18 protein-coding genes and 1 pseudogene are annotated in these 19,322 nt (G+C 71.0%); 11 read left to right on the top strand and 8 right to left on the bottom strand.

The genetic code is table 11. The annotated features are described in order from the left end of the window. From AA23TX_RS49285 to AA23TX_RS49275, 3 genes are read left to right on the top strand one after another with little or no spacing between them, the layout of a single operon-like run. The gene (locus AA23TX_RS49285; protein ID WP_155549970.1) at positions 1 to 1,203 is read left to right on the top strand and encodes an ABC transporter substrate-binding protein; all 1,203 of its coding nucleotides are present in this window, start codon (positions 1 to 3) and stop codon (positions 1,201 to 1,203) included. A gap of 1 nt (position 1,204) precedes the next feature. Then, on the top strand, positions 1,205 to 2,044 hold the full coding sequence (locus AA23TX_RS49280; RefSeq protein ID WP_155549969.1) for an ABC transporter permease: 840 nt from the start codon (positions 1,205 to 1,207) through the stop codon (positions 2,042 to 2,044). A gap of 8 nt (positions 2,045 to 2,052) precedes the next feature. Continuing rightward, a complete protein-coding gene (locus tag AA23TX_RS49275) occupies positions 2,053 to 2,850 on the top strand; it encodes an ABC transporter permease (RefSeq protein WP_196425983.1) in 798 nt (265 codons plus the stop codon). Position 2,851: 1 nt separating this feature from the next. On the opposite strand, the gene AA23TX_RS49270 is transcribed toward AA23TX_RS49275, so the two are convergent. Beyond that, the gene (locus AA23TX_RS49270) at positions 2,852 to 3,250 is read right to left on the bottom strand and encodes a peptidase inhibitor family I36 protein (RefSeq protein ID WP_155549968.1); all 399 of its coding nucleotides are present in this window, start codon (positions 3,248 to 3,250) and stop codon (positions 2,852 to 2,854) included. A gap of 81 nt (positions 3,251 to 3,331) precedes the next feature. Then, positions 3,332 to 4,111: an SDR family NAD(P)-dependent oxidoreductase gene (locus AA23TX_RS49265; RefSeq protein ID WP_155549967.1), complete on the bottom strand. Its 780-nt coding sequence runs from the start codon at positions 4,109 to 4,111 to the stop codon at positions 3,332 to 3,334. A 59-nt stretch (positions 4,112 to 4,170) separates the two neighbouring features. On the opposite strand from AA23TX_RS49265, the gene AA23TX_RS49260 reads away from it, so the two are divergent. Continuing rightward, positions 4,171 to 4,722: a TetR/AcrR family transcriptional regulator gene (locus tag AA23TX_RS49260; protein ID WP_155549966.1), complete on the top strand. Its 552-nt coding sequence runs from the start codon at positions 4,171 to 4,173 to the stop codon at positions 4,720 to 4,722. On the opposite strand, the gene pip is transcribed toward AA23TX_RS49260, so the two are convergent. Then, the gene (gene pip, locus AA23TX_RS49255) at positions 4,708 to 5,652 is read right to left on the bottom strand and encodes a prolyl aminopeptidase (protein WP_155549965.1); all 945 of its coding nucleotides are present in this window, start codon (positions 5,650 to 5,652) and stop codon (positions 4,708 to 4,710) included. The two genes, AA23TX_RS49260 and pip, sit on opposite strands and share 15 nt — an antisense overlap. 429 nt (positions 5,653 to 6,081) lie before the next feature. Here pip and AA23TX_RS49250 point away from each other — a divergent pair, with 429 nt between their 5' ends. Then, positions 6,082 to 7,011 carry an undecaprenyl-diphosphate phosphatase gene (locus tag AA23TX_RS49250; RefSeq protein ID WP_155549964.1) on the top strand — a complete coding sequence of 310 codons (930 nt, stop codon included), beginning with the start codon at positions 6,082 to 6,084 and terminating at the stop codon, positions 7,009 to 7,011. Position 7,012: 1 nt separating this feature from the next. Continuing rightward, positions 7,013 to 7,882: a cytochrome c oxidase assembly protein gene (locus tag AA23TX_RS49245; protein ID WP_155549963.1), complete on the top strand. Its 870-nt coding sequence runs from the start codon at positions 7,013 to 7,015 to the stop codon at positions 7,880 to 7,882. Here AA23TX_RS49245 and panB read toward each other — a convergent pair. Further along, the gene (gene panB / locus AA23TX_RS49240; protein WP_155549962.1) at positions 7,879 to 8,751 is read right to left on the bottom strand and encodes a 3-methyl-2-oxobutanoate hydroxymethyltransferase; all 873 of its coding nucleotides are present in this window, start codon (positions 8,749 to 8,751) and stop codon (positions 7,879 to 7,881) included. The genes AA23TX_RS49245 and panB overlap by 4 nt on opposite strands. 245 nt (positions 8,752 to 8,996) lie before the next feature. Here panB and lysX point away from each other — a divergent pair, with 245 nt between their 5' ends. The 3 genes from lysX to AA23TX_RS49225 all read left to right on the top strand — a co-directional run bounded on the left by lysX (position 8,997) and on the right by AA23TX_RS49225 (position 13,602). Next, complete coding sequence (gene lysX / locus AA23TX_RS49235) at positions 8,997 to 12,314, top strand: bifunctional lysylphosphatidylglycerol synthetase/lysine--tRNA ligase LysX (RefSeq protein WP_155549961.1); 3,318 nt, start codon at positions 8,997 to 8,999, stop codon at positions 12,312 to 12,314. A 97-nt stretch (positions 12,315 to 12,411) separates the two neighbouring features. Further along, positions 12,412 to 12,951 carry a hypothetical protein gene (locus AA23TX_RS49230; RefSeq protein ID WP_155549960.1) on the top strand — a complete coding sequence of 180 codons (540 nt, stop codon included), beginning with the start codon at positions 12,412 to 12,414 and terminating at the stop codon, positions 12,949 to 12,951. 69 nt (positions 12,952 to 13,020) lie between these two features. Continuing rightward, on the top strand, positions 13,021 to 13,602 hold the full coding sequence (locus AA23TX_RS49225; RefSeq protein WP_155549959.1) for a DinB family protein: 582 nt from the start codon (positions 13,021 to 13,023) through the stop codon (positions 13,600 to 13,602). A 107-nt stretch (positions 13,603 to 13,709) separates the two neighbouring features. Here the strand turns inward: AA23TX_RS49225 and AA23TX_RS49220 are convergent, their stop codons facing one another. Beyond that, positions 13,710 to 14,243 carry a methylated-DNA--[protein]-cysteine S-methyltransferase gene (locus AA23TX_RS49220; RefSeq protein WP_155549958.1) on the bottom strand — a complete coding sequence of 178 codons (534 nt, stop codon included), beginning with the start codon at positions 14,241 to 14,243 and terminating at the stop codon, positions 13,710 to 13,712. Positions 14,244 to 14,324: 81 nt separating this feature from the next. On the opposite strand from AA23TX_RS49220, the gene AA23TX_RS49215 reads away from it, so the two are divergent. Then, positions 14,325 to 15,662 (top strand): S8 family peptidase, encoded by a 1,338-nt coding sequence (locus AA23TX_RS49215; RefSeq protein WP_230863159.1) that lies wholly within the window; start codon positions 14,325 to 14,327, stop codon positions 15,660 to 15,662. Between the two features lie 7 nt (positions 15,663 to 15,669). Beyond that, on the top strand, positions 15,670 to 16,284 hold the full coding sequence (locus AA23TX_RS49210; protein WP_155549983.1) for a VOC family protein: 615 nt from the start codon (positions 15,670 to 15,672) through the stop codon (positions 16,282 to 16,284). 2 nt (positions 16,285 to 16,286) lie between these two features. Here AA23TX_RS49210 and AA23TX_RS49205 read toward each other — a convergent pair whose 3' ends face one another. The 3 genes and pseudogenes from AA23TX_RS49205 to AA23TX_RS49195 form a co-directional block, all read right to left on the bottom strand. Next, positions 16,287 to 18,008, bottom strand: coding sequence for an NAD+ synthase (locus AA23TX_RS49205; RefSeq protein WP_155549957.1), 1,722 nt, complete (start codon positions 18,006 to 18,008; stop codon positions 16,287 to 16,289). 58 nt (positions 18,009 to 18,066) lie between these two features. Further along, positions 18,067 to 18,618, bottom strand: coding sequence for an RNA ligase 1 family protein (locus tag AA23TX_RS49200; RefSeq protein WP_155549956.1), 552 nt, complete (start codon positions 18,616 to 18,618; stop codon positions 18,067 to 18,069). A gap of 76 nt (positions 18,619 to 18,694) precedes the next feature. Continuing rightward, a pseudogene (locus AA23TX_RS49195) lies at positions 18,695 to 19,322 on the bottom strand (accessory Sec system translocase SecA2); the annotation flags it as partial.

Below are 19,322 nucleotides of genomic sequence, written 5' to 3'. Positions count from 1 at the left end.
ATGAAGAACAGGAAGACGCGGCTCGCCGGGGTTCTCGGCGCAAGCCTGCTGTTGGCTGCATGTGGCACATCGGGTTCGAACTCCGCCGCGCCGCCCGGCGCGCAGGGCTTCACCCCGCCGAAGCTGGAGGCGCTCAAAGCGCTCGGCCAGCCGGAAGGGCAGCTGAACGTGCTGGCCTGGCCGGGCTACGCGGAGAACGGCTCCAACGACCCGAAGGTCAACTGGGTCACGCCGTTCGAGCAGCAGACCGGCTGCAAGGTGAACGTCAAGCCGTTCGGGACGTCCGACGAAGCCGTGACGCTGATGAAGACCGGCCAGTACGACGTCGTCTCCGCTTCGGGTGACGCGTCGCTGCGGCTGGTGGCTTCGGGCGACGCCGAGCCGGTGAACACCGCGCTGGTGCCGAACTACGCCGACGTGCAGCCGTTCCTCAAGGACAAGTCGTGGAACAGCGTCGGCGGCGTCTCCTACGGCATCCCGCACGGCTGGGGCGCGAACCTGCTGACCTGGCGCACCGACAAGGTGACGCCGGCGCCGACGTCGTGGTCGGTGATGTTCGACGCGAACTCGCCCTACAAGGGCAAGGTGATCGCCTACGACTCGCCGATCTACATCGCCGACGCCGCGCTGTACCTGATGGCGCACCAGCCGGACCTCGGCATCAAGAACCCGTACGCCCTCGACGACAAGCAGTTCACCGCCGCGGTGAACCTGCTCAAGCAGCAGCGTCCGCTGGTGTCCGAGTACTGGTCGGACTACCTCAAGGAGTCCCAGGCGCTGAAGAACGCCGACGCCGTCGTCGGCACCGCCTGGCAGGTCACGGTCAACCTGACCAAGGGCGAGGGCGCGCCGCTGGAGGCGTCGGTGCCGAGCGAGGGCGCGACCGGGTGGTCGGACACCTGGATGGTCGCGGCGAAGTCGGCACACAAGACGTGCGCGTACAAGTGGCTCGACTACATCATCAGCCCGAAGGTGAACGCCCAGGTCGCCGAGTACTTCGGCGAGGCGCCGGCGAACACGAAGGCGTGCGCGGAGATGACGGACAAGACGCTCTGCGACACCTACCACGCCAGTGACGCCGGGTACGCGTCGAAGATCGCCTACTGGACCACGCCGATCCCGCAGTGCCTCGACGGCCGCACGGACGTCAAGTGCAAGGACTACGGCGAGTGGACGAAGGCCTGGACCGAGATCAAGGGCTGACATGACCGCCGTATCGGCCTTCTTCTACCGGAAGCCCAAGCTGCGTCTGGGTTTCCTGCTCTCGGCCCCGCTGCTCTGGCTCGGCCTGGCCTACCTGGGCGCACTCGCCGCGCTGTTCGTCACGGCGTTCTGGCACACGGACGCGTTCACCGGCCAGGTCGCCATCGAGTGGTCGCTGGACAACTTCAAGACGCTGTTCACCGACGCGGTCTACCGCACGATCACCTTCCGCACGGTCGGGATCGCGGCGCTGGTCACGGTGATCGACGCGGTCATCGCGTTCCCGATGGCGTTCGCGATGGCCAAGCTGGCTTCCCCGCGGGCGCAACGGATCCTGGTGATCGCGGTGATGACCCCGTTGTGGGCGAGCTACCTGGTGAAGGCGTACGCGTGGCGGTCGATGCTGTCCGGCAACGGCGCCCTGAGCGGGATTTCTCCCGGCTACGGCGTCACGGCCACGATCATCACGCTGTCGTACCTGTGGCTGCCGTACATGATCCTGCCGATCTACGCGGGCCTGGACCGGCTGCCGGACTCGCTCGTGGACGCGTCGGGCGACCTCGGCGCGCGGTCGTTCCGGACGTTCCGGTCGGTGATCCTGCCGCTGACGTTCCCGGCGATCGTGGCCGGTTCGATCTTCACGTTCTCGTTGTCGCTGGGCGACTACATCGCGGTGAAGATCGTCGGCGGCACGTCCCAGATGCTCGGCAACGTCGTCTACGACAACATCGGCGCGGCGAACAACCTGCCGTTCGCGGCGACGGTGGCGACGGTGCCGGTCGTGATCATGCTCGTGTACCTGGCCGCGGTGCGCCGCACCGGTGCGCTCGACAACCTCTAGGAGTCTCGGTGCGGACGTCTCGGGCGCTGTTGTGGACGGCGCTGGGTGCGGGCCTGGCGGTGATCTACTTCCCGTTGCTGGTGGTGCTGCTCAACTCGTTCAACGCGGACACGACGTTCGGCTTCCCGCCGACCCGGTTCACGCTGGAGTGGTGGAGCCGGGCCACGTCGAACGAGGGTGCGTTGAACGCGCTGTGGACGAGCGTGGAAGCGGGACTGGCGGCCACGGCGATCGCGCTGGTGCTGGGCACGATGGCGGCGTTCGCGTTGCAGCGCTACCGGTTCTTCGGCCGCAACCCGGTGTCGCTGCTCATTATTTTGCCGATCGCCCTGCCGGGGATCGTGACGGGCATCGCGCTGAACAACGCGTTCCGGACGATCTTGGGTATCAACCTCGGCCTGCTGACGGCGATCATCGCGCACGCGACGTTCTGCATCGTGGTGGTGTTCAACAACGTGGTCGCGCGATTGAGGCGGATGGGCGGCAGCCTGGAGGAGGCGTCGATGGACCTCGGCGCGACGGGCTTCACGACGTTCCGGCTGGTGACGTTCCCGATGCTGCGCTCGGCACTGCTGGCAGGCGGCCTGCTGGCGTTCGCGCTGTCGTTCGACGAGATCATCGTGACGACGTTCACCCTGGGCACGGGCATGGAGACGCTGCCGATCTGGATCTACAACAACTTGTTCCGGCCGAACCAGGCCCCGATCGTCAATGTGGTGGCGGCGGTGCTGATCGTGGTGTCGACGGTCCCGGTGTACCTGGCCCAGCGGCTGTCCGGCGACACGGCTTCGGGTGGACGGCTGTGACTCACGGCGGGTTGCAGAAGCCGCCCGGGTAGTAGCGGAACGACCTGATGCGGTCGTTCCAGGTGATGCCGTCGCCGTACCGGTTCCTCAGGTCGCCGTCCACGCCGTCCTGGTCGATGCAGAAATAGCTGCCGCCGTAGTTCTCGACGGAGTAGAAGATGACCGCTCCGGGCATGAAGTTCTTGAGACTGGACACCTTGCCGTTCAGGGCCGTCGGAAGCTTCGCCACCGAGCTCGCCCAAGCGCCGTAGCCGTTGTGGTAATTGATGTCCGACCACAGGCAGATGTGGTCGAAGTTGGGGCTGCACTCGGCGGCCGCGGCCGACGCCGGCCCCGGAGCGACGGCCAGTCCGGCGGCGCTCAGCACCGCGCACAGGAATGCCTTGGCCCGCTTTCTCATGGTTCCTCCCCGAAGCCGTGGAGGGCCGACGATAGCCGGAAAACGCCGGCCGTCCGCCCCGTCGGCCTCTACCGGCCAAGGTCAGTGCACTGACCGGATCGTGCCACCGTCCACCCGGATCGTCGCGCCGCTCACGTAAGCCGCCGCCGGGCTCACCAGATAGCCCACCGCCGCCGCGATCTCCTCCGGACGCCCCAGCCGGCCCACGTCGTTCGGGACCAGGTCCCGCGCCGCCGCCGGCTCGATGTCCTCCCACGAGTCACCCGACCCGTGCGAGGGCGCGATCGTCGTGAGCAGCTCGCGGACCGAGTCCACCAGGATCGCGCCCGGGGCGACCACGTTCGACGTCACGCCCGTACCCGCCAGGTCGCGGGCCAGGGACACCGCCAGGTTGTGCCGAGCCGCCAGCGTCGCCGTGTAGTGCGGCTGCATCGCCATCGGCTGGATCGCCAGCCCGCCGCCGATCTGGACCACCCGGCCCCAGCCCCGCGCCCGCATGCCCGGCACGCACCGCTGGATCATCCGGACCGCCGACACCACGTTCGCCTCGTACGTCGACGCCCACACCTCCGGCGTCGCGTCCGTCCACCCCAGGTGGTCGTACGAGCCGGCGTTGTTCACCAGGATGTCGACGTCCCCGGCGGCCGCGGCCACCGCGTCCGCCCCGGCGTCGGTCGACAGATCGCCGATCGCCACCCCGGCCGCGCCGATCGACGAAGCGACCCGCGAAGCGCGGGAGACGTCCCGGCCGTGCACCACCACCGAAGCGCCTTCGGCGGCCAAGAGCCGGGCGATCGCGGAGCCGAGGCCCGCGCTGGAACCCGTGACCAGAGCCCGCTTACCAGCGATTTCGAGATCCATGAAGCACCTTCCCAAGAGGTATACACCTGTAGACTTACGATAAGTCTACACTCGTATACATGAGACCTCGCAACGCCGCCGCGACCAGGGAAGCCATCCTGAACTCGGCGCTCGACGCCTTCACCCGGGCCGGGTACGACGCCGTCGGCGTGCGCGAGATCGCCGAGTCCGCCGGGGTCACCGCGATGCTGGTCAACCGCTACTTCGGCTCGAAGGAAGGCCTCTTCGCCGAGGTCGTCGAGGCGGCGATGGCCGAGCGGACCGTGCTCACCGACGACCCCGCGACGCTCGCCGCGGACATCGCCGCCGCGTTGGTGCGCCGGACCGCCCCGGACGCCGGGCAGCTCGACCCGTTCCTGCTGATGCTGCGGTCGGCGCCCAACCCGCGCGCCGCGGAGATCCTGCGCGCGGGCATCGAGCGGCACGTCGAAAAGCACCTCGCCGACGTCCTGCCCGATCAGGGCAGGACGGGACCGGCGCTGGCGCTCGCGGTGATCGCCGGCTTCTGGGTGATGCGCACGCTCATCGGCAGCACCGAACTGAACCGCGCCGACGAAGCCGTCGTCGTGAAGAAGCTCGAAAAGGTGTTCTCGGTGCTACTGGCGGAATGAGTCCGTCGCCGCGCGCAGGGCGGCCAGCACGCCCGGGTCCGTCACCGCGTGCCCGGCGCCTTCCAGCAGCTCCAGCCGCGAACCCGGCCACGCCCGGTGCAGCTCGTACGCGGTGACCGGCGGGCACACCGTGTCGTACCGGCCCTGCACGATCACGCCGGGGATGTCCGCGAGCTTGCCCGCGTCGCGGATCAGCTGCCCCTCTTCGAGCCACGCGCCGTGGCGGAAGTAGTGGACCGCGAGCCGCGCGAACGTCAGCGCGAACGCCGGTTCCGCGTACTGGCGGACGAAGGACTCCTGCGGCTGCACGGACACCGTCGCGCCTTCCCAGGTGCTCCACGCGATGGCGGCGCGGTGCCGGACCTCTTCGGACGGATCGTCGAGCAGCGAGACGTACGCGGAAAGGGGGTCGTCGCGCCGGGAAGCCGGGATCGGGGCGAGGAAGGCCTCCCACTCGCGCGGGAACAGGTTCGCGGCGCCACCCCGGTAGATCCAGTCCAGTTCGCCGCGCCGCACGGTGAAGACGCCGCGCAGGATGATTTCGCTGACGCGGGAAGGGTGCGTCTGCGCGTAGGCGAGCGCGAGGGTCGCGCCCCAGGAGCCGCCGAAGAGCTGCCAACGCTCGATGCCGAGCCGTTCGCGCAGCTTCTCCATGTCGGAAACCAGGTGCCACAGGGTGTTCGCGCCCAGGTCGTCCGCGCCCGGTGTCGACTGGCCCGAACCACGCTGGTCGAACAGGACGATCCGGTAGGCCGCCGGGTCGAAGTGCCGCCGCGCCATCGGTGCGATCCCGCTGCCGGGTCCGCCGTGCAGCACCACGACCGGCTTCCCGGCCGGGTTCCCCGCCTCCTGGCAGCGGATCCGGTGCCCGTCGCCTACGTCCAGGAACCCTTCGGCACGCGGGGGAATCGGCGGGTAGAGCTCGTCCATGCCCGACACTCTGCCGGAGGGTCCTGGCCGTCGCCCCGGCGCCTCGCCGCCGGGTGCCGGGGCGACGGCCAGGAAAGGTGGGAGCCCGCCCCCGCCGCCGGGCTGAGCGGGCTCCCGTCCGTGGGCTCGGACGTCCTGCGGCCGACGTCCGAGCGAGGAGGAACGAGGGCGTCGGTGTGGTCACGACGGCCGGTGGTCCGCACACGCATTCCCATCCTCCTCGTCGAGGGTTCGAAGCTTCGTCGTGGCGGCGACGGGCTAAACGCTAAGCCAAGGTCCGAACGTCAGTCAAGGACATGATTGAAGTTCATGTACGTGAACGCTGGCTGAGGGGACGCTGAGCGATGCCGTGCCCCTTGCCGCGTGTTAACGAATGGGCCGGTACGTTCCGGTGTCGGAGTTTCGAAAAGCAGTACGGAAAGGCCCGGAATGTCCGCGGTGACCTACGTCGAGGCGATTGTCGTCGGCGCCTTGCAAGGGGTGTCGGAATTGTTTCCGGTGTCCAGTCTCGGCCACAGCATCCTGCTGCCCGCCTGGCTCGGCGGGCAGTGGCAGCGGGACCTGAGCATCAGCAAGGATTCGCCGTACCTCGCGGTGCTCGTCGCGATGCACGTCGCCACCGCGCTGGCCCTCGTGCTGTTCTTCCGGAAGGACTGGGTGCGGATCATCCGCGGCCTGTGGACGTCGATCCGCCACCGCGAAGTCCGCACCCCCGACCAGCGCCTCGCGTGGCTGCTCGTGCTCGCGACGATCCCGGTCGGGCTGGCCGGCCTGCTGCTCGAAAGCGTGCTGCGCGACTACCTCGGCAAGCCGGTCCCGGCGGCCATTTTCCTCACGCTCAACGGCGGAGTCCTCTACGCCGCCGAGAAGTTCTCACGGCCGAGCAAGGCCGCGGCGGAAGAGGACACTGTGGACTTCTCCGCGGAGGACACCATGGTGATGCGGGCCGTCTCGGTCGAGGAGGCGACGGACGTCCGGCTGGCGAAGCTGCGCACCGGTGAGGCGGTGCTGATCGGCGCCGCGCAGATCCTCGCGCTGCTGCCGGGCATCAGCCGCTCGGGCATCACGATGGTCGCCGGCCTGCGCCGCGGGCTCGGTCACGAGGACGCGGCGCGCTTCGCCTTCCTGCTCGCCACTCCCGTCATCCTCGCCGCGGGCGTGCTGAAGATGCCGACGCTGTTCGCCCCCGAGAACCACGCTTCGTTGGGGCCGGCCCTCGTCGGCAGTGTCGTCGCCGGGGTCGCTTCGTACATTTCTGTCCGTTTCCTCACCGGTTACTTCGAAACGCGCACTCTGACCCCCTTCGCCATTTACTGCGTGGTCGCCGGAATCGGCAGCCTGATCTTCTTCGCGGTGTGACGTGCCGCTGACCCTCGACGTCCCGGCGGTGCTCGCCGTGCTCGTCTTCGGCACGCTCTACGTGCGCGCCACCCGCCGCCGCACCTGGCCGCCGGGCCGCACGGCGGCGTTCCTCGCCGGCCTGGCGACGATCGTGGTCGTCACCTGCTCGCCGCTGGCGGTCTACGACACGACGTTCTTCTGGGTCCGCGCGGTCCAGACGATCACGCTGCTGATGATCACGCCGCTCCTGCTGGCCCTGGGCTCGCCGATCCGGCTCCTGCTCGACACCGTGCCGGCGCGGTGGCCGCGCCGGCACGGCCGCGGCCCGCTCGCCCGCGCGCTGACGTTCCCGCCCGTCGTGACGCTCGCGCTGGTCGTGCCGCTGCTGGTGCTCTACCTGACCCCGCTCTACGACCTCACGCTGCGGTCCCCGGTCGCCGACGGCCTGGTCCGGCTCGCGCTCGTGCTGGCGGGCTTCACGTACTTCTGGACGCGCCTGGGTCTCGACCCGACCCCGCGGCGCGACCCGCACCTGGTCTCGGTGTGGATCGCGTTCACGGAGGTGATCTTCGACGGCGCGCTCGGCCTGGTGCTCTGGCTCGGCCCGCTGCTGGCGCCCGCGCACTACGCGGCCGCCCACCCCGGCCGGGGCCCGGACCCGCGGACCGACCAGATCATCGGCGCGGGCGTGCTGTGGATCGGCGGCGACGTCGCCGGCCTGCCGTTCGTGGTGGCGCTGTTCGTCCGCTGGGCCCGCGACGACGAGCGGCGCGCGAAGCAGATCGACGTCCAGCTGGACGAAGAAGCCGCTTCGGGCGCCGCATCGACGTCAGGGTTGTGGTGGGAGAACGACCCGGCGCTCGCCGAGCGGTTCCGGGAGCGGGGTTAGTCGTGGAAAGCGTGTTCCGGGGCCGGGAACTCGCCGCGCCGGACGTCCTCCGCGAACGCCGTCGCCGCGTTCTGCAGCACCGTCGCGACGTCGGCGTAGCGCTTGACGAACCGCGGCGCCTTCCCGCGCCGCAGCCCGGCCATGTCCTGCCAGACGAGCACCTGCGCGTCGCAGTCCGGGCCTGCGCCGATGCCGACCGTCGGGATCTTCAGCTCCGCCGTGACGCGCTTCGCGGCCTCGGCGGGCACCATCTCCATCACCACCGCGAACGCCCCGGCCTCCTGCAGCGCCAGCGCGTCGGCGAGCAGCGCGTCCGCCGCTTCGCCGCGCCCCTGCACCCGGTAGCCACCGAGGTTGTGCTCACTCTGCGGGGTGAAGCCGATGTGGCCCATCACCGGCACGCCGGCCGACGTCAGAGCCTCGACGTGCGCGGCGAACCGCCGCCCGCCTTCGAGCTTCACGGCGTGGGCGCGGCCCTCCTTCATGAACCGCACCGACGTCGCCAGCGCTTGCTCCGGCGAAAGCTGGTAGGAGCCGAACGGCAGGTCGGCGACCACGAGGGCCTTCTTGACCGCGCCGGCGACCGCCCGGACCAGCGGCAACAGCTCGTCGACCGTCACCGGCAGCGACGTGTCGTAGCCGAAGACGTTGTTGGCCGCGGAGTCGCCGACGAGCAGCACGGGGATCCCGGCCTCGTCGAACAGCGCGGCGGTGTACATGTCGTACGCGGTGAGCATGGGCCACGGCTCGCCGCGTTCCTTGAGCTCGCGCAGGTGGTGGACGCGGACCTTCCGGCCCGAAGCCGGCTTGGGCGCCGATCCGGTGCCGTAGGGGGCGGGTTCTTCGGGCCCGTTCGCGGTAGCAGACATCGTCGTCGACCGTCCTTCCCTCGAGGCCTCGGCGAGGTCCCCGGGTCGTGGAGCAGAGGTGTCTCGAAGCGTGACACGCTCCCGCGCCGGGACCCACCCCCGTGGGACCAGCTTCACACCCTCGTGCGAGGGGACGACAAGCTGTCGTCCTTCAGGTTGATGTCCGTGGACAACCAACCCGGGTTCACTTACGTCAAGAAGAGGGCATGACGACCGATCGGCCGCGAAAGGCGACGAAACCAACGATGGGAACCCTCGCGAGCACGCGCCTCCCCGCCTGGAAGGCGAAGGCGGGCGGCATCGTCGCGACCGTGGTCCAGCTGGCCGCGTTCTTCTCGGTGCTCCTGCTGTTCACGAACGGCCCGCACGGGCGCCTGCTCAACGGCATCGACATGGCGTTCTCGAGCCTGAGCGTGCCGACCAGCGCGAGCCTGGTGATGGTGCTGCTGCTGGTGGTGCTGGGTGGCGCCCTGCGCCGCCGCAAGAAGGCCGCGCTGTACACGCTGGTGCTGTTCCAGGTCGCCGGGCTGGTGCTCACCCTCGCCCTGCAGGCGACGCTGCTGTGGTCGCCCGAGCTGCTCTCGCTCGGGTCGAAGCAGGTCCGGCACATCCCCGTCCAGCTGTGGGCCCTCACCGCGGCCGACGTGCTGTCGGTCGCCCTGATCGTCTTCCTGCTCACGCTGCGCAGGGCGTTCCCCGCCCGGCTCGCGCCGAGCGCCTGGCGGGACGGCCTGACCATGCTCCTCGGCGGGCTCGCCGCGGTGGTCCTGGTCGGCTGGGGACTGGCGGAGGCGTTTCCCGGCCACCTCGGAGACTCGTGGGAGCGCTTCGCGTGGGTCGTCAACCACGCCACCGGTGAGAACCTGCAGCTGCGCCGGATCGGCGTCGGCGAGGGGCCGGCCTGGCTGGACGTGCTCATCGACCTGAGCGCGACCGCCGTCGCCACCGCCGCGCTGTACACGCTCTTCCGCGGCGTGCGCAGTCGTCGCCTGCGCACGGACGAAGAGGAGCTTCGCGTCCGCCGGCTGCTCGCCGAACACGGCGAGGACGACTCCCTCGGCTACTTCGCCACCCGGCGCGACAAGAGCGTCGTCTTCTCGCCGAGCGGCCGCGCCGCGGTGACGTACCGCGTGCTCGGCGGCACCAGCGTCGCCAGCGCCGACCCGATCGGCGACCCCGAGGCGTGGCCGGACGCCGTCCGCGCGTGGCTCGACGAGACGCGCACGTACGGCTGGACGCCGGGTGTGCTCGGCGCGAGCGAGCGCGGCGCGAAAGCGTATACCGACGCGGGCCTGCGCGCCCTGGAGATCGGCGACGAAGCCGTGCTCGACATCCGCGAGTTCAGCCTCGCCGGGCCGGAACGGCGCTCGGTGCGCCAGGCCGTCAAGCGCATCGAGCGGGCCGGTTACACCTCGCGCGTGCGCCGCCACGGCGAGATCCCCGACGACGAGATGGCCGAGCTGCTCGCCCGCGCCCAGGCCTGGCGCGGCGCCGAGACCGAACGCGGGTTCTCGATGGCGCTGGGCCGGCTCGGCGACCCGAGCGACGGCCGCAGCGTCATGGTCGAGGCCTACGACGCCCGCGGCGACCTGCGCGGCCTGCTGTCGTTCGTGCCGTGGGGCAGGCGCGGGCTTTCGCTGGACCTCATGCGCCGCGACCGCGACGCCGAGAACGGCCTCAACGAGTACATGATCGCCGAGGTCGTCGCGGCCGGGCAGCACCTGGGCGCGCAGCGGATCTCACTCAACTTCGCGATGTTCCGCGCGGTCTTCTCCGAGGGCGAGCGGATCGGCGCCGGCCCGGTGCTGCGGGCGTGGCGCGGGGTCCTCAGCCTCGCGTCGCGGTTCTTCCAGCTGGAGTCGCTGTACCGGTCCAACGCCAAGTACGGGCCGGAATGGGAGCCGCGGTTCCTCTGCTACTCCTCGGCGCGGCGGCTCCCGCGCGTCGGCATCGTCGCGGGCGCGCTCGAAGGGTTCGTCCCGACCGGACGGTCGCGGGCGCTGCGCCTGGAGACGGTCGGCGACGACTTCGTCGCGCGCGTCCGGGAGATCGAGGAGTCCGCGGCGGTCCCGGCGGCCAAGCCGGCCCGGCGGCCGGACCAGGTCCGCGTCCGGATGGCCAAGCTCGAAAAGCTGCGCGAGGCCGGGATCGACCCGTACCCGGTCGGGTTCCGCCGGGACGACCACATCGGCGACGTCGTCAGGAAGTTCACCGGGCTGCCGCCGGACAGCGCCACCGGCCACCGCGTCCGGATCGCCGGGCGCGTGCTGGCGATGCGCACGCTCGGCGGCCTGTGCTTCGCGCGCGTCAAGGACTTCAGCGGCGAGATCCAGCTGATGCTGGAGGCCGGTGAGCTCGACCTCACGGGCTGGCGGACCGGCGTCGACCTCGGCGACCACGTCGGCGTCAGCGGCCAGGTCGTGACGTCGAAGCGGGGCGAGCTTTCGGTGCTCGTCGACGAGTGGACGGTCACCGCGAAGTGCCTGCACCCGTTGCCGGACAAGCGGAAGGGCCTCACCGACCCGGAGACGCGGGTGCGGCAGCGCTACCTCGACCTCGCGGTCAACCCGGACTCGACGACCATGCTGCGGCTGCGGTCCACGGTGGTCCGCGCGGTGCGCGAGCGCCTGCACCACGCCGACTACCTCGAAGTCGAGACGCCGATGCTGCAGACGGTCCACGGCGGCGCCAACGCGCGTCCGTTCGTCACGCACATCAACGCCTACGACATGCGGATGTACCTGCGGATCGCGCCCGAGCTGTACCTGAAGCGGCTGTGCGTCGCCGGCGTCGAGCGCGTCTTCGAGCTGAACCGGAACTTCCGCAACGAGGGCGTCGACGCGACGCACAACCCCGAGTTCACGATGCTCGAGGCGTACCAGGCGTACGCCGACTACGACACGATGCGGACGCTGACGCGGGAGCTGGTCCAGCACGCGGCCGAAGCGGCGTACGGCGCCCAGGTCGTGCGCCGGCCCGACGCGGACGGCCGGGTCGTCGAGCACGACATCTCCGGCGACTGGCCGGTGATCACGGTGCACGACGCCGTCTCGGCGGCCTTCGGGGAGCAGATCGGCTCGGGGACGTCGGTCGCCGACCTGCGGCGGCTGTGCGAGGCCGCGGGCGTGCCGGTGGGGGAGGAGCCGAGCCACGGCGACCTCGTGCTCAAGGCGTTCGAGCACCTCGTCGAGGGCGCGACCGTGCTGCCGACCTTCTACACGGACTACCCGACCGACGTCTCGCCGCTCACCCGCCAGCACCGCGAGGACCCGCGGCTGGCCGAGCGCTGGGACCTCATCGCGTTCGGATCCGAGGTCGGCACCGCCTACACCGAGCTGACCGACCCGATCGAGCAGCGGTGTCGGCTGGAGGCCCAGTCGCTGCGCGCGGCGAGCGGAGACGTCGAAGCGATGGAGCTGGACGAAGACTTTTTGCTGGCCCTGGAGCACGGCATGCCGCCGACCGGCGGGCTCGGCCTTGGCGTCGACCGGCTGCTCATGATGCTCACCGGGGCCTCGATCCGCCAGACGGTCCTGTTCCCCTTCGTCCGTCCGCAGGCGTAACGACTCGGTCGGTCTGATCACGGTGGTGCGGCCGAGGTGGCCGGGGTCGCTTAATGTGTGCCTCGTGCGCACGGCTCGGATAGCCTCGGCCCTCCTCATGGGACTGGCCGTCCTCGCGTATTCGGGATGGCTCCTGGAGTTCTTCCTCCCGACGGGCGTCTCGCCGGTGCACGACCCGGTCGAGGCGCTGCTGACCGGCCCGCCGGTGTTCCGCGTCCTGCTGGCCGTCTCGGGGGTCGCGTTCCTGCTCGCCGGGCCCCCGCTGCACCGGCTCGGGCCGGTCCACTGGACGGCGCGGCTCAGCTCGATCTCGGTGAGCGTGTTCGGGGTGGTCGCGCTGCTGCAGGCCGCCTACCCGGAGCAGAGCGACGTGCTCTCGTTGCTGGCGACGGTCGTGCTCACGGTCGGGGTGATCAGCCTGATCCTGTGGTGGCCGCCGGGCTGGCGCGCGCTCGCCGTCGCCGGGCTCGTGATCGTGCTGGTCACCTGGGCCGCGCTCGTGCTCGCGCGGCAGCTGGACACGGCCGAAGGCGTGGTCAGCCGGTTCCAGCAGGTGGTGCGCGCCGTCCTGTACGGCGTCGGCGGTGCGTACGCCTTCATCAAGCCGGCGCCCCGGCACGCGCCCCGGGGCGGCTGAGCGGTCGCGCCGGAAATGTCGGTGGTGGGTGGCACGATTCCGGGGACGAGCGCGAAGGAGCTGATCTCGATGGCGGGAAACGTGCCCCCGGTGGCCGACGAGCGTGACGGGCTGCTGCGGTACCTGGAGCAGCAGCGGCACGTGCTGAAGGTGGCGGCCCACGGGCTGACGGACGAGCAGGCCCGGCTCACGCCGACGAAGAGCTCGCTGTCGGTGGGCGGCCTGGTCAAGCACGTGGCGTCGACGGAAGACGGCTGGATCGACATCCTGCTGGGGCTGCCGCAGAAGCCGTTCGACGAGGCGACGGCGGACTACCAAGCGGCGTACAGCCTGGGGCCGTCGGAGACGCTGGCGAGCGTCCTGGCGCGCTACGACGAGGTGGCGGCCCGCACGGCGGAGGTCATCGCGGGGATCGAGGACCTCGGCCAGCCGGTCCCGGTGCCGAAGGGCGTCCCGTGGTACCCGCAGGACGTCGAGGCGTGGTCGGTCCGCTGGGTGCTGCTGCACCTGATCGAGGAGACGGCCCGCCACGCGGGCCACGCGGACATCATCCGCGAGCACGTCGACGGCGCCACGGCGATCCCCCTGATGGCAGCGGCTGAGGGCTGGCCCGCGACCCCGTGGATGAAGCCCTGGAGCCCAGCCACGTGAGTCGTCCGTCCAGGTACGCGTGTCGTCCGTCCAGGTACGCGAGCTGACCGTCCGGGTACGCGTGTCGTCCGTTCGCGGCCCGCTCGCCCCAGCGGTGGGCGGGCCGCTCAGAACAGGGTCGGCTCGTCGGCCAGCGCGCCCTCGATCACCAGCATCCGGCGTTTCGTCCCGACCCCGCCCCGGGCCGAGAACCCGCCGTCCTTGCCACCGGCCGCCAGGACCCGGTGGCACGGCACGATGATCGGGAACGGGTTGTGCCCCATCGCCTGCCCGACGGCCTGCGCCGAGCCCGGCATGCCGAGCCGGTGCGCGATGTCGCCGTAGGTCAGCGTCCGGCCCGGCGGGATCGTCCGCGCGATCTCGTACGCGCGCCGGTTGAACTCCGGCACGCCCGAGAAGTCCAACGGGACCGAAGCCAGCTCGACCCGCGCCCCGCTCAGCAACGCCACGATCCCGTCGACCGCGGCTTGCACCGGCGACGGCGGCGGGCCCTCGACCGCGTCCGGGAAGCGCCGGGCCAGCGACGCGCGGGTCCGGGCGGCGTCCCCGTCGGGCAGCGACGTCCCGGCCACGACGTCCCCGCGCCAGGCGAGCCCGCAGACGCCGATCGCCGTGTCGAACACCGTGAGCCCCGTCGTCATCCCGTCAGCCTACGACCGAAGAGGGGTGTCGCCGCCGCGAATGATCGCTAAGTTCGGTTTGGGCGATTCGAGGAGGCTTGGGTGCGGCGAGTATTCCTGGTGACGGCGATCCTGCTCGGCCTGATCGTCACTCCCGCGGCCGCGGATCCGCTGGTCATGCCGCACGTCGTCGTCACGCACCACACGTCGTGGGCGGAGCACGTCATCCGGAAAGCCGGCGGCACGGTGGTCGCGAGCTACCCCCAGATCGGCGTCGTCGTCGCGTACACGGCGAAGGACGACTTCGCCGCGAAGGTCCGCAAGACTCCCGGCATCGACGCCGTGGGCGCGACGCGCACCGCGAAGATCCCGAAGGAGTTCTTCGCGCCCCGCAAGGACCTCCGCTACACCGGGCCGAACTCGCCGAACTCCGGCCAGGTGCCGCCCGAGGGCACCGCCTGGGACGTCTCGGCGCTGCACCTGCCCGAAGCGCACGAAGTCACCGAAGGCAGCAAGCGCACCCTCGTCGGCGTGCTCGACGTCGGCGTCGACGACACCCACCCCGACTTGACGAAAGCGTTCGACGCCAAGAACTCCGTGTCCTGCCTGTCCGGCTGGGCCGACCGCGGCCCCGGCGCCTGGCGGCCGACGCTCGACGGCCACGGCACGCACGTCGCGGGCACGATCGCCGCGGCCCGCAACGGATCCGGCGTCGTCGGCGTCGCGCCCGGGGTCCGCATCGCCGCGGTGAAGCTCGCCGAGCTCGACGACACCGAGACGGCCGAAAGCATGGTCTGCGGGTTCGTCTGGGCCGCCGAACACGGCTTCGCCGTCACCAACAACAGCTACCGCTCGATCCCGTGGCGCTACAACTGCGACGACCAGCCGGACCAGGCCGCGGCGAAGCTCGCCGTCGGCCGCGCGGTCGCCTACGCCCAGCGCCGGAACGTCCTCGTGGTCGCCTCCGCGGGCAACGCCGGCATCGACCTCGACACGCGTTCGGTCGACCGCGAAAGCCCGGCCGACAGCACCCCGGTGGAACGCACGATCAACCCGACCTGCACGCGGCTGCCGCACGAGCTGCCCGGCGTCGTCGGCACCGGCGCGCTCGACGAAAAGCTGCTGAAGGCGAGCTTCTCCAACTACTCCGCGTCCCGGATCAGCGTCGCCGCTCCCGGCGCGCGCGTCTGGTCGACCTGGCCGAACGGCGAATACCGGTCGGCGAGCGGGACGTCGATGGCCGCGCCGCACGCGAGCGGCGTCGCCGCGCTGATCGCGAGCGAGCACCCGTGGTGGAGCGCCGAGCGCGTCAAGCGGGCCCTTTACGAGACGGCGACTCCGCTTCCGTGCCCCGACACGGTCTGCCGGGAGACGAAGGCCGGCACGACCTACTACGGCCACGGGATGGTCGATGCGGCGAGCGCTGTCGGCGCGGGATGATGGCGCCGTGCTCGATCACCTCGTCTACGCCGGCCCGGACCTCGCCGAGGCCGTCGCCCGCGTCACCGCGCTCACCGGCGTCACGCCCGCCCCCGGCGGCAGCCACGTCGGCCTCGGCACCGCCAACCACCTCGCCGACCTCGGCGCCGGCATGTACCTGGAGGTCGTCGGCCCGGATCCGGCGCAGCCCGAGCCGGACGCGCCGCGGCCGTTCGGCATCGACGAGCTGACCGAGCCGGCGCTGGTCGCGTGGGCGGTCCGCACCACCGACCTCGACGCGACGATCGCCGAGGCCCGCGCGCACGGCTTCGACCCGGGCGACGCGCTCGAGATGTCCCGCGAGACCGCGGACGGCGAGGTGCTGCGCTGGCGCCTGACCCCACCGAGCGCGCCGGGCACACTCCGCCCGTTCCTCATCGACTGGGGCAGCACGCCCCACCCGACCACACGCGGCCTGCCGTCGATCCCGCTGCTGATGGTCACCGGCGCCCACCCGGACCCGGCGTCGGTCCGGACGGCGACCGACGCGCTGGGCCTGGAGCTCCTGGTCCGCCGTGCCGACAAGGCGGGCCTGAACGCGGCCCTCCGCACGCCGGAAGGCCGCCAGGTCGCCCTGAGCTGAGGTCAGGCCTTGCCCTCGCGCCACAGGTTGGTCATCGGCAGCCGCCGGTCCCGCCCGAACGCCTTGAACGTGATCTTCGTGCCCGGCGGGTACTGGCGCCGCTTGTACTCGGCCTTGTCGACCATCCGCACCACGCGGTCGATCGTCTCCGGCTCGAACCCGGCGGACACCAGGTCCGCGTAGCCGCGGTCGCCCTCGACGTAGTCGTCGAGGATGTCGTCGAGGAGCGCGTAGTCGGGCAGCGAGTCGGTGTCGACCTGGCCCGGCCGCAGCTCGGCCGACGGCGGCTTCGAGATGGAGTTCTCCGGAATCGGCGGCGTCTCGCCGCGCTTCGCCGCCTCGGCGTTGCGCCAGCGCGCCAGCTGCCAGACGTGCGTCTTGAAGACGTCCTTGATCGGGGCGAACGCGCCGACCGCGTCGCCGTAGATCGTCGAGTACCCGACGGCCAGCTCGGTCTTGTTGCCGGTGGCCAGCACCAAGTGACCGTCCAAGTTGGACAGTGCCATCAGGAGCATGCCCCGCGTCCGCGCCTGGATGTTCTCCTCGGCCAGGCCCGTCAGGTGCAGCTGGTCGACGTAGACGCGGACCATGTCCTCGACCGGCTCGACCCGGTAGTGCGCCCCGATCCGCCGCGCGAGGTCTTCGGCGTCGTCCTTCGAGTGTCCCGACGAGTACTTCGACGGCATCGAGACGCCGTAGACGTTGTCGCCGCCCAGCGCGTCCGCGGCCAGCGACGCGCAGACCGCCGAGTCGATGCCGCCGGAGAACCCGAACGTCACCGACGAGAAGCCGTTCTTGTGCACGTAGTCCCGCAGCCCGACGACCAACGCCGACCACACCTCGGCCTCGTCCGACAGCGGCTCGCTGATCACCGGCTCGGCCGTCGGCTCGTACGACGGCACCGGCTCCTCGCTCAGCACGCGCCGCCGGACGTGCAGGCCTTCGAGCTCGCCGTCGCCGGCGTGCCCGCCCGCGGTGAGGTCCATGTCCAGCACGAGCAGGTGCTCGACGAACTGCGGCGCGCGCGCCAGCAGCGCGCCGTCCGCGCCGACGACGAGCGAGTCGCCGTCGAAGACGAGGTCGTCCTGGCCGCCGATCTGGTTGGTGTAGACCAGCGGCGCGCCGGCTTCGGCGGCGCGGCGGGCGATGAGCGGCAGCCGCTGCTCGTCCTTCGACCGCTCGTACGGCGACGCGTTCGGCGCCACCACGAGGTCGACGCCCGCGCGGCCCAGCGCCGAGATCGGGCCGCCGTCCTGCCAGATGTCCTCGCAGACGACCATGCCGATGTCGAGCCCGTGGAACCGGACGACGTCGAGCGTGGTGCCCGGCTTGAACCAGCGGTGCTCGTCGAAAACGCCGTAGTTCGGGAGGTGGTGCTTGAACTGCCGCGCGACGACCTCGCCGCGGTAGAGCGCCGCCGCCGCGTCGCGCGGGCCGACCTCGTCGAGGTCGAGGTAGCCGACGTAGGTCAGCACTTCGCCGCAGCCGGCCTCGTCGAGGCGGCGCGCCAGCGACTCGACGCCTTGCCGGGAGGCGGCGGCGAAGGTCTTGCGCAGCGCGAGGTCCTCGACGGGGTACCCGGTCAGCGACATCTCGGGGAAGACGACCACGTGGGCGCCGGCTTCGGCGGCCTTGCGGGTCCAGGCGACGTGCAGGTCGGCGTTGCCGTCGAGGTCACCGACGGTGGGGTTGACCTGGGCGAGCGCGATGCGCAGTTGCGGCATGCCGCCATTCTGGCTCACGGCCACCCGGTCAGCCGAGCGAATGTGGGCGAAATGCCACCTAGGCCGACGCGACCGCGTCCCGGTGCTTGAGCTTCGCCATCCGCCCGTCCCGGTGGTGCCAGACGACGCCCTCGAACTCCGGGTGCGCGAGCAGCCACGCCATCAGCCCGTCGTAGTCGCGCGGGACGCCGGCGAACTCCTGCGCGGTCGCGTGCGGGACCAGCCGGTGCGTGCCGAGCTTCTCCGGATCGCCGTTGACCTTCGGCCCGCACAGCTCGTAGGTGCCGGGCGCCGCACCGAAGAGCCGCTCCTGCGCCTCCTCGAAGAACGCCGCGAACGACGACTGCCCGACCGGCTCCCAGCCGACCGTCTTGCCCGTCTCCGGGTCGGTCTGCACGGCTTCGAACCCGTCCGGCGCGGTCTTCCCCGGCTTCACCTCGCGCCGCGCCCACCAGTCGCCGGACTCGTCGAGCCGGACGCAGGTGCCGTCGTACTTGCGGGTGGCCACGCCTTGGCCGTCGAGCACCCACTGGCACTCGGGGTGTACTTCGCGGGTCACACGCCGGAGGTCTTCGGGGTCGCGACGGAACAGCGTCGGGATCTTGCGCATGCCCCGATTCTTCCGGCTCGGGCAAACGAGAAAACCCCCGCCCGGACTAACCGGACGGGGGTTTTCCGGAACGGGACTACTTCCGCTTGATCATGCTCCGGACCTTCTTGATGGTCTGCTCGAAGTCCGAGTCGAACGGGTTGTCGTGCACGAGGTACGTCCACGTCGTGTTCGCCCGCCGGACGCCGGCCTCGCCGAGGTCGATGCCCTCGTCGGTCAGCTCGGCCTCTTCGAGCGTCTTCGCCGCCCGGGAGTCGGCCTCGGCGATGATCTTGTGGAACTCCGGGATCGCCGCGCGGTGGAACTCGTCCAGCGGCGTCTCCCGCGCGAGCGCCCGGAGGTGGATGCTCTCGCGGACGTCGGTCAGGAACGCCAGGTGGTCGGACCAGAGCTGGTCGACGTGGAACAGCAGCACCTCGCGGCACATCTGCTCCAGCTTGTCCTGGTCGTCCAGCTTTTCCTTCAGCTCGCCGAACTTCTCCGGGTGCGCCTTCTCCAGCTGCTCCGCCGCGTACGCGGTGCGAAGCACCTTGTCGCGGTGCACCAGCAGGTCACGCCGCTGCCGCTCGATCAGCCGCGTGTAGCGCCAGGTGTTGCGGTGGATCTCCAGGTCGACGCCCTCGGCGACGCGCTGGGCGTGGTTGAGCTGCCGCAGCGCCGCGTTGTCGGTGATCTCGCCGGTCTCTTCGTCGTCGACGATGCCC

This window comes from Amycolatopsis camponoti (assembly GCF_902497555.1).
Taxonomy (GTDB): Bacteria; Actinomycetota; Actinomycetes; order Mycobacteriales; family Pseudonocardiaceae; genus Amycolatopsis; species Amycolatopsis camponoti.
This window is presented reverse-complemented; position numbering and strand designations above follow the sequence as displayed.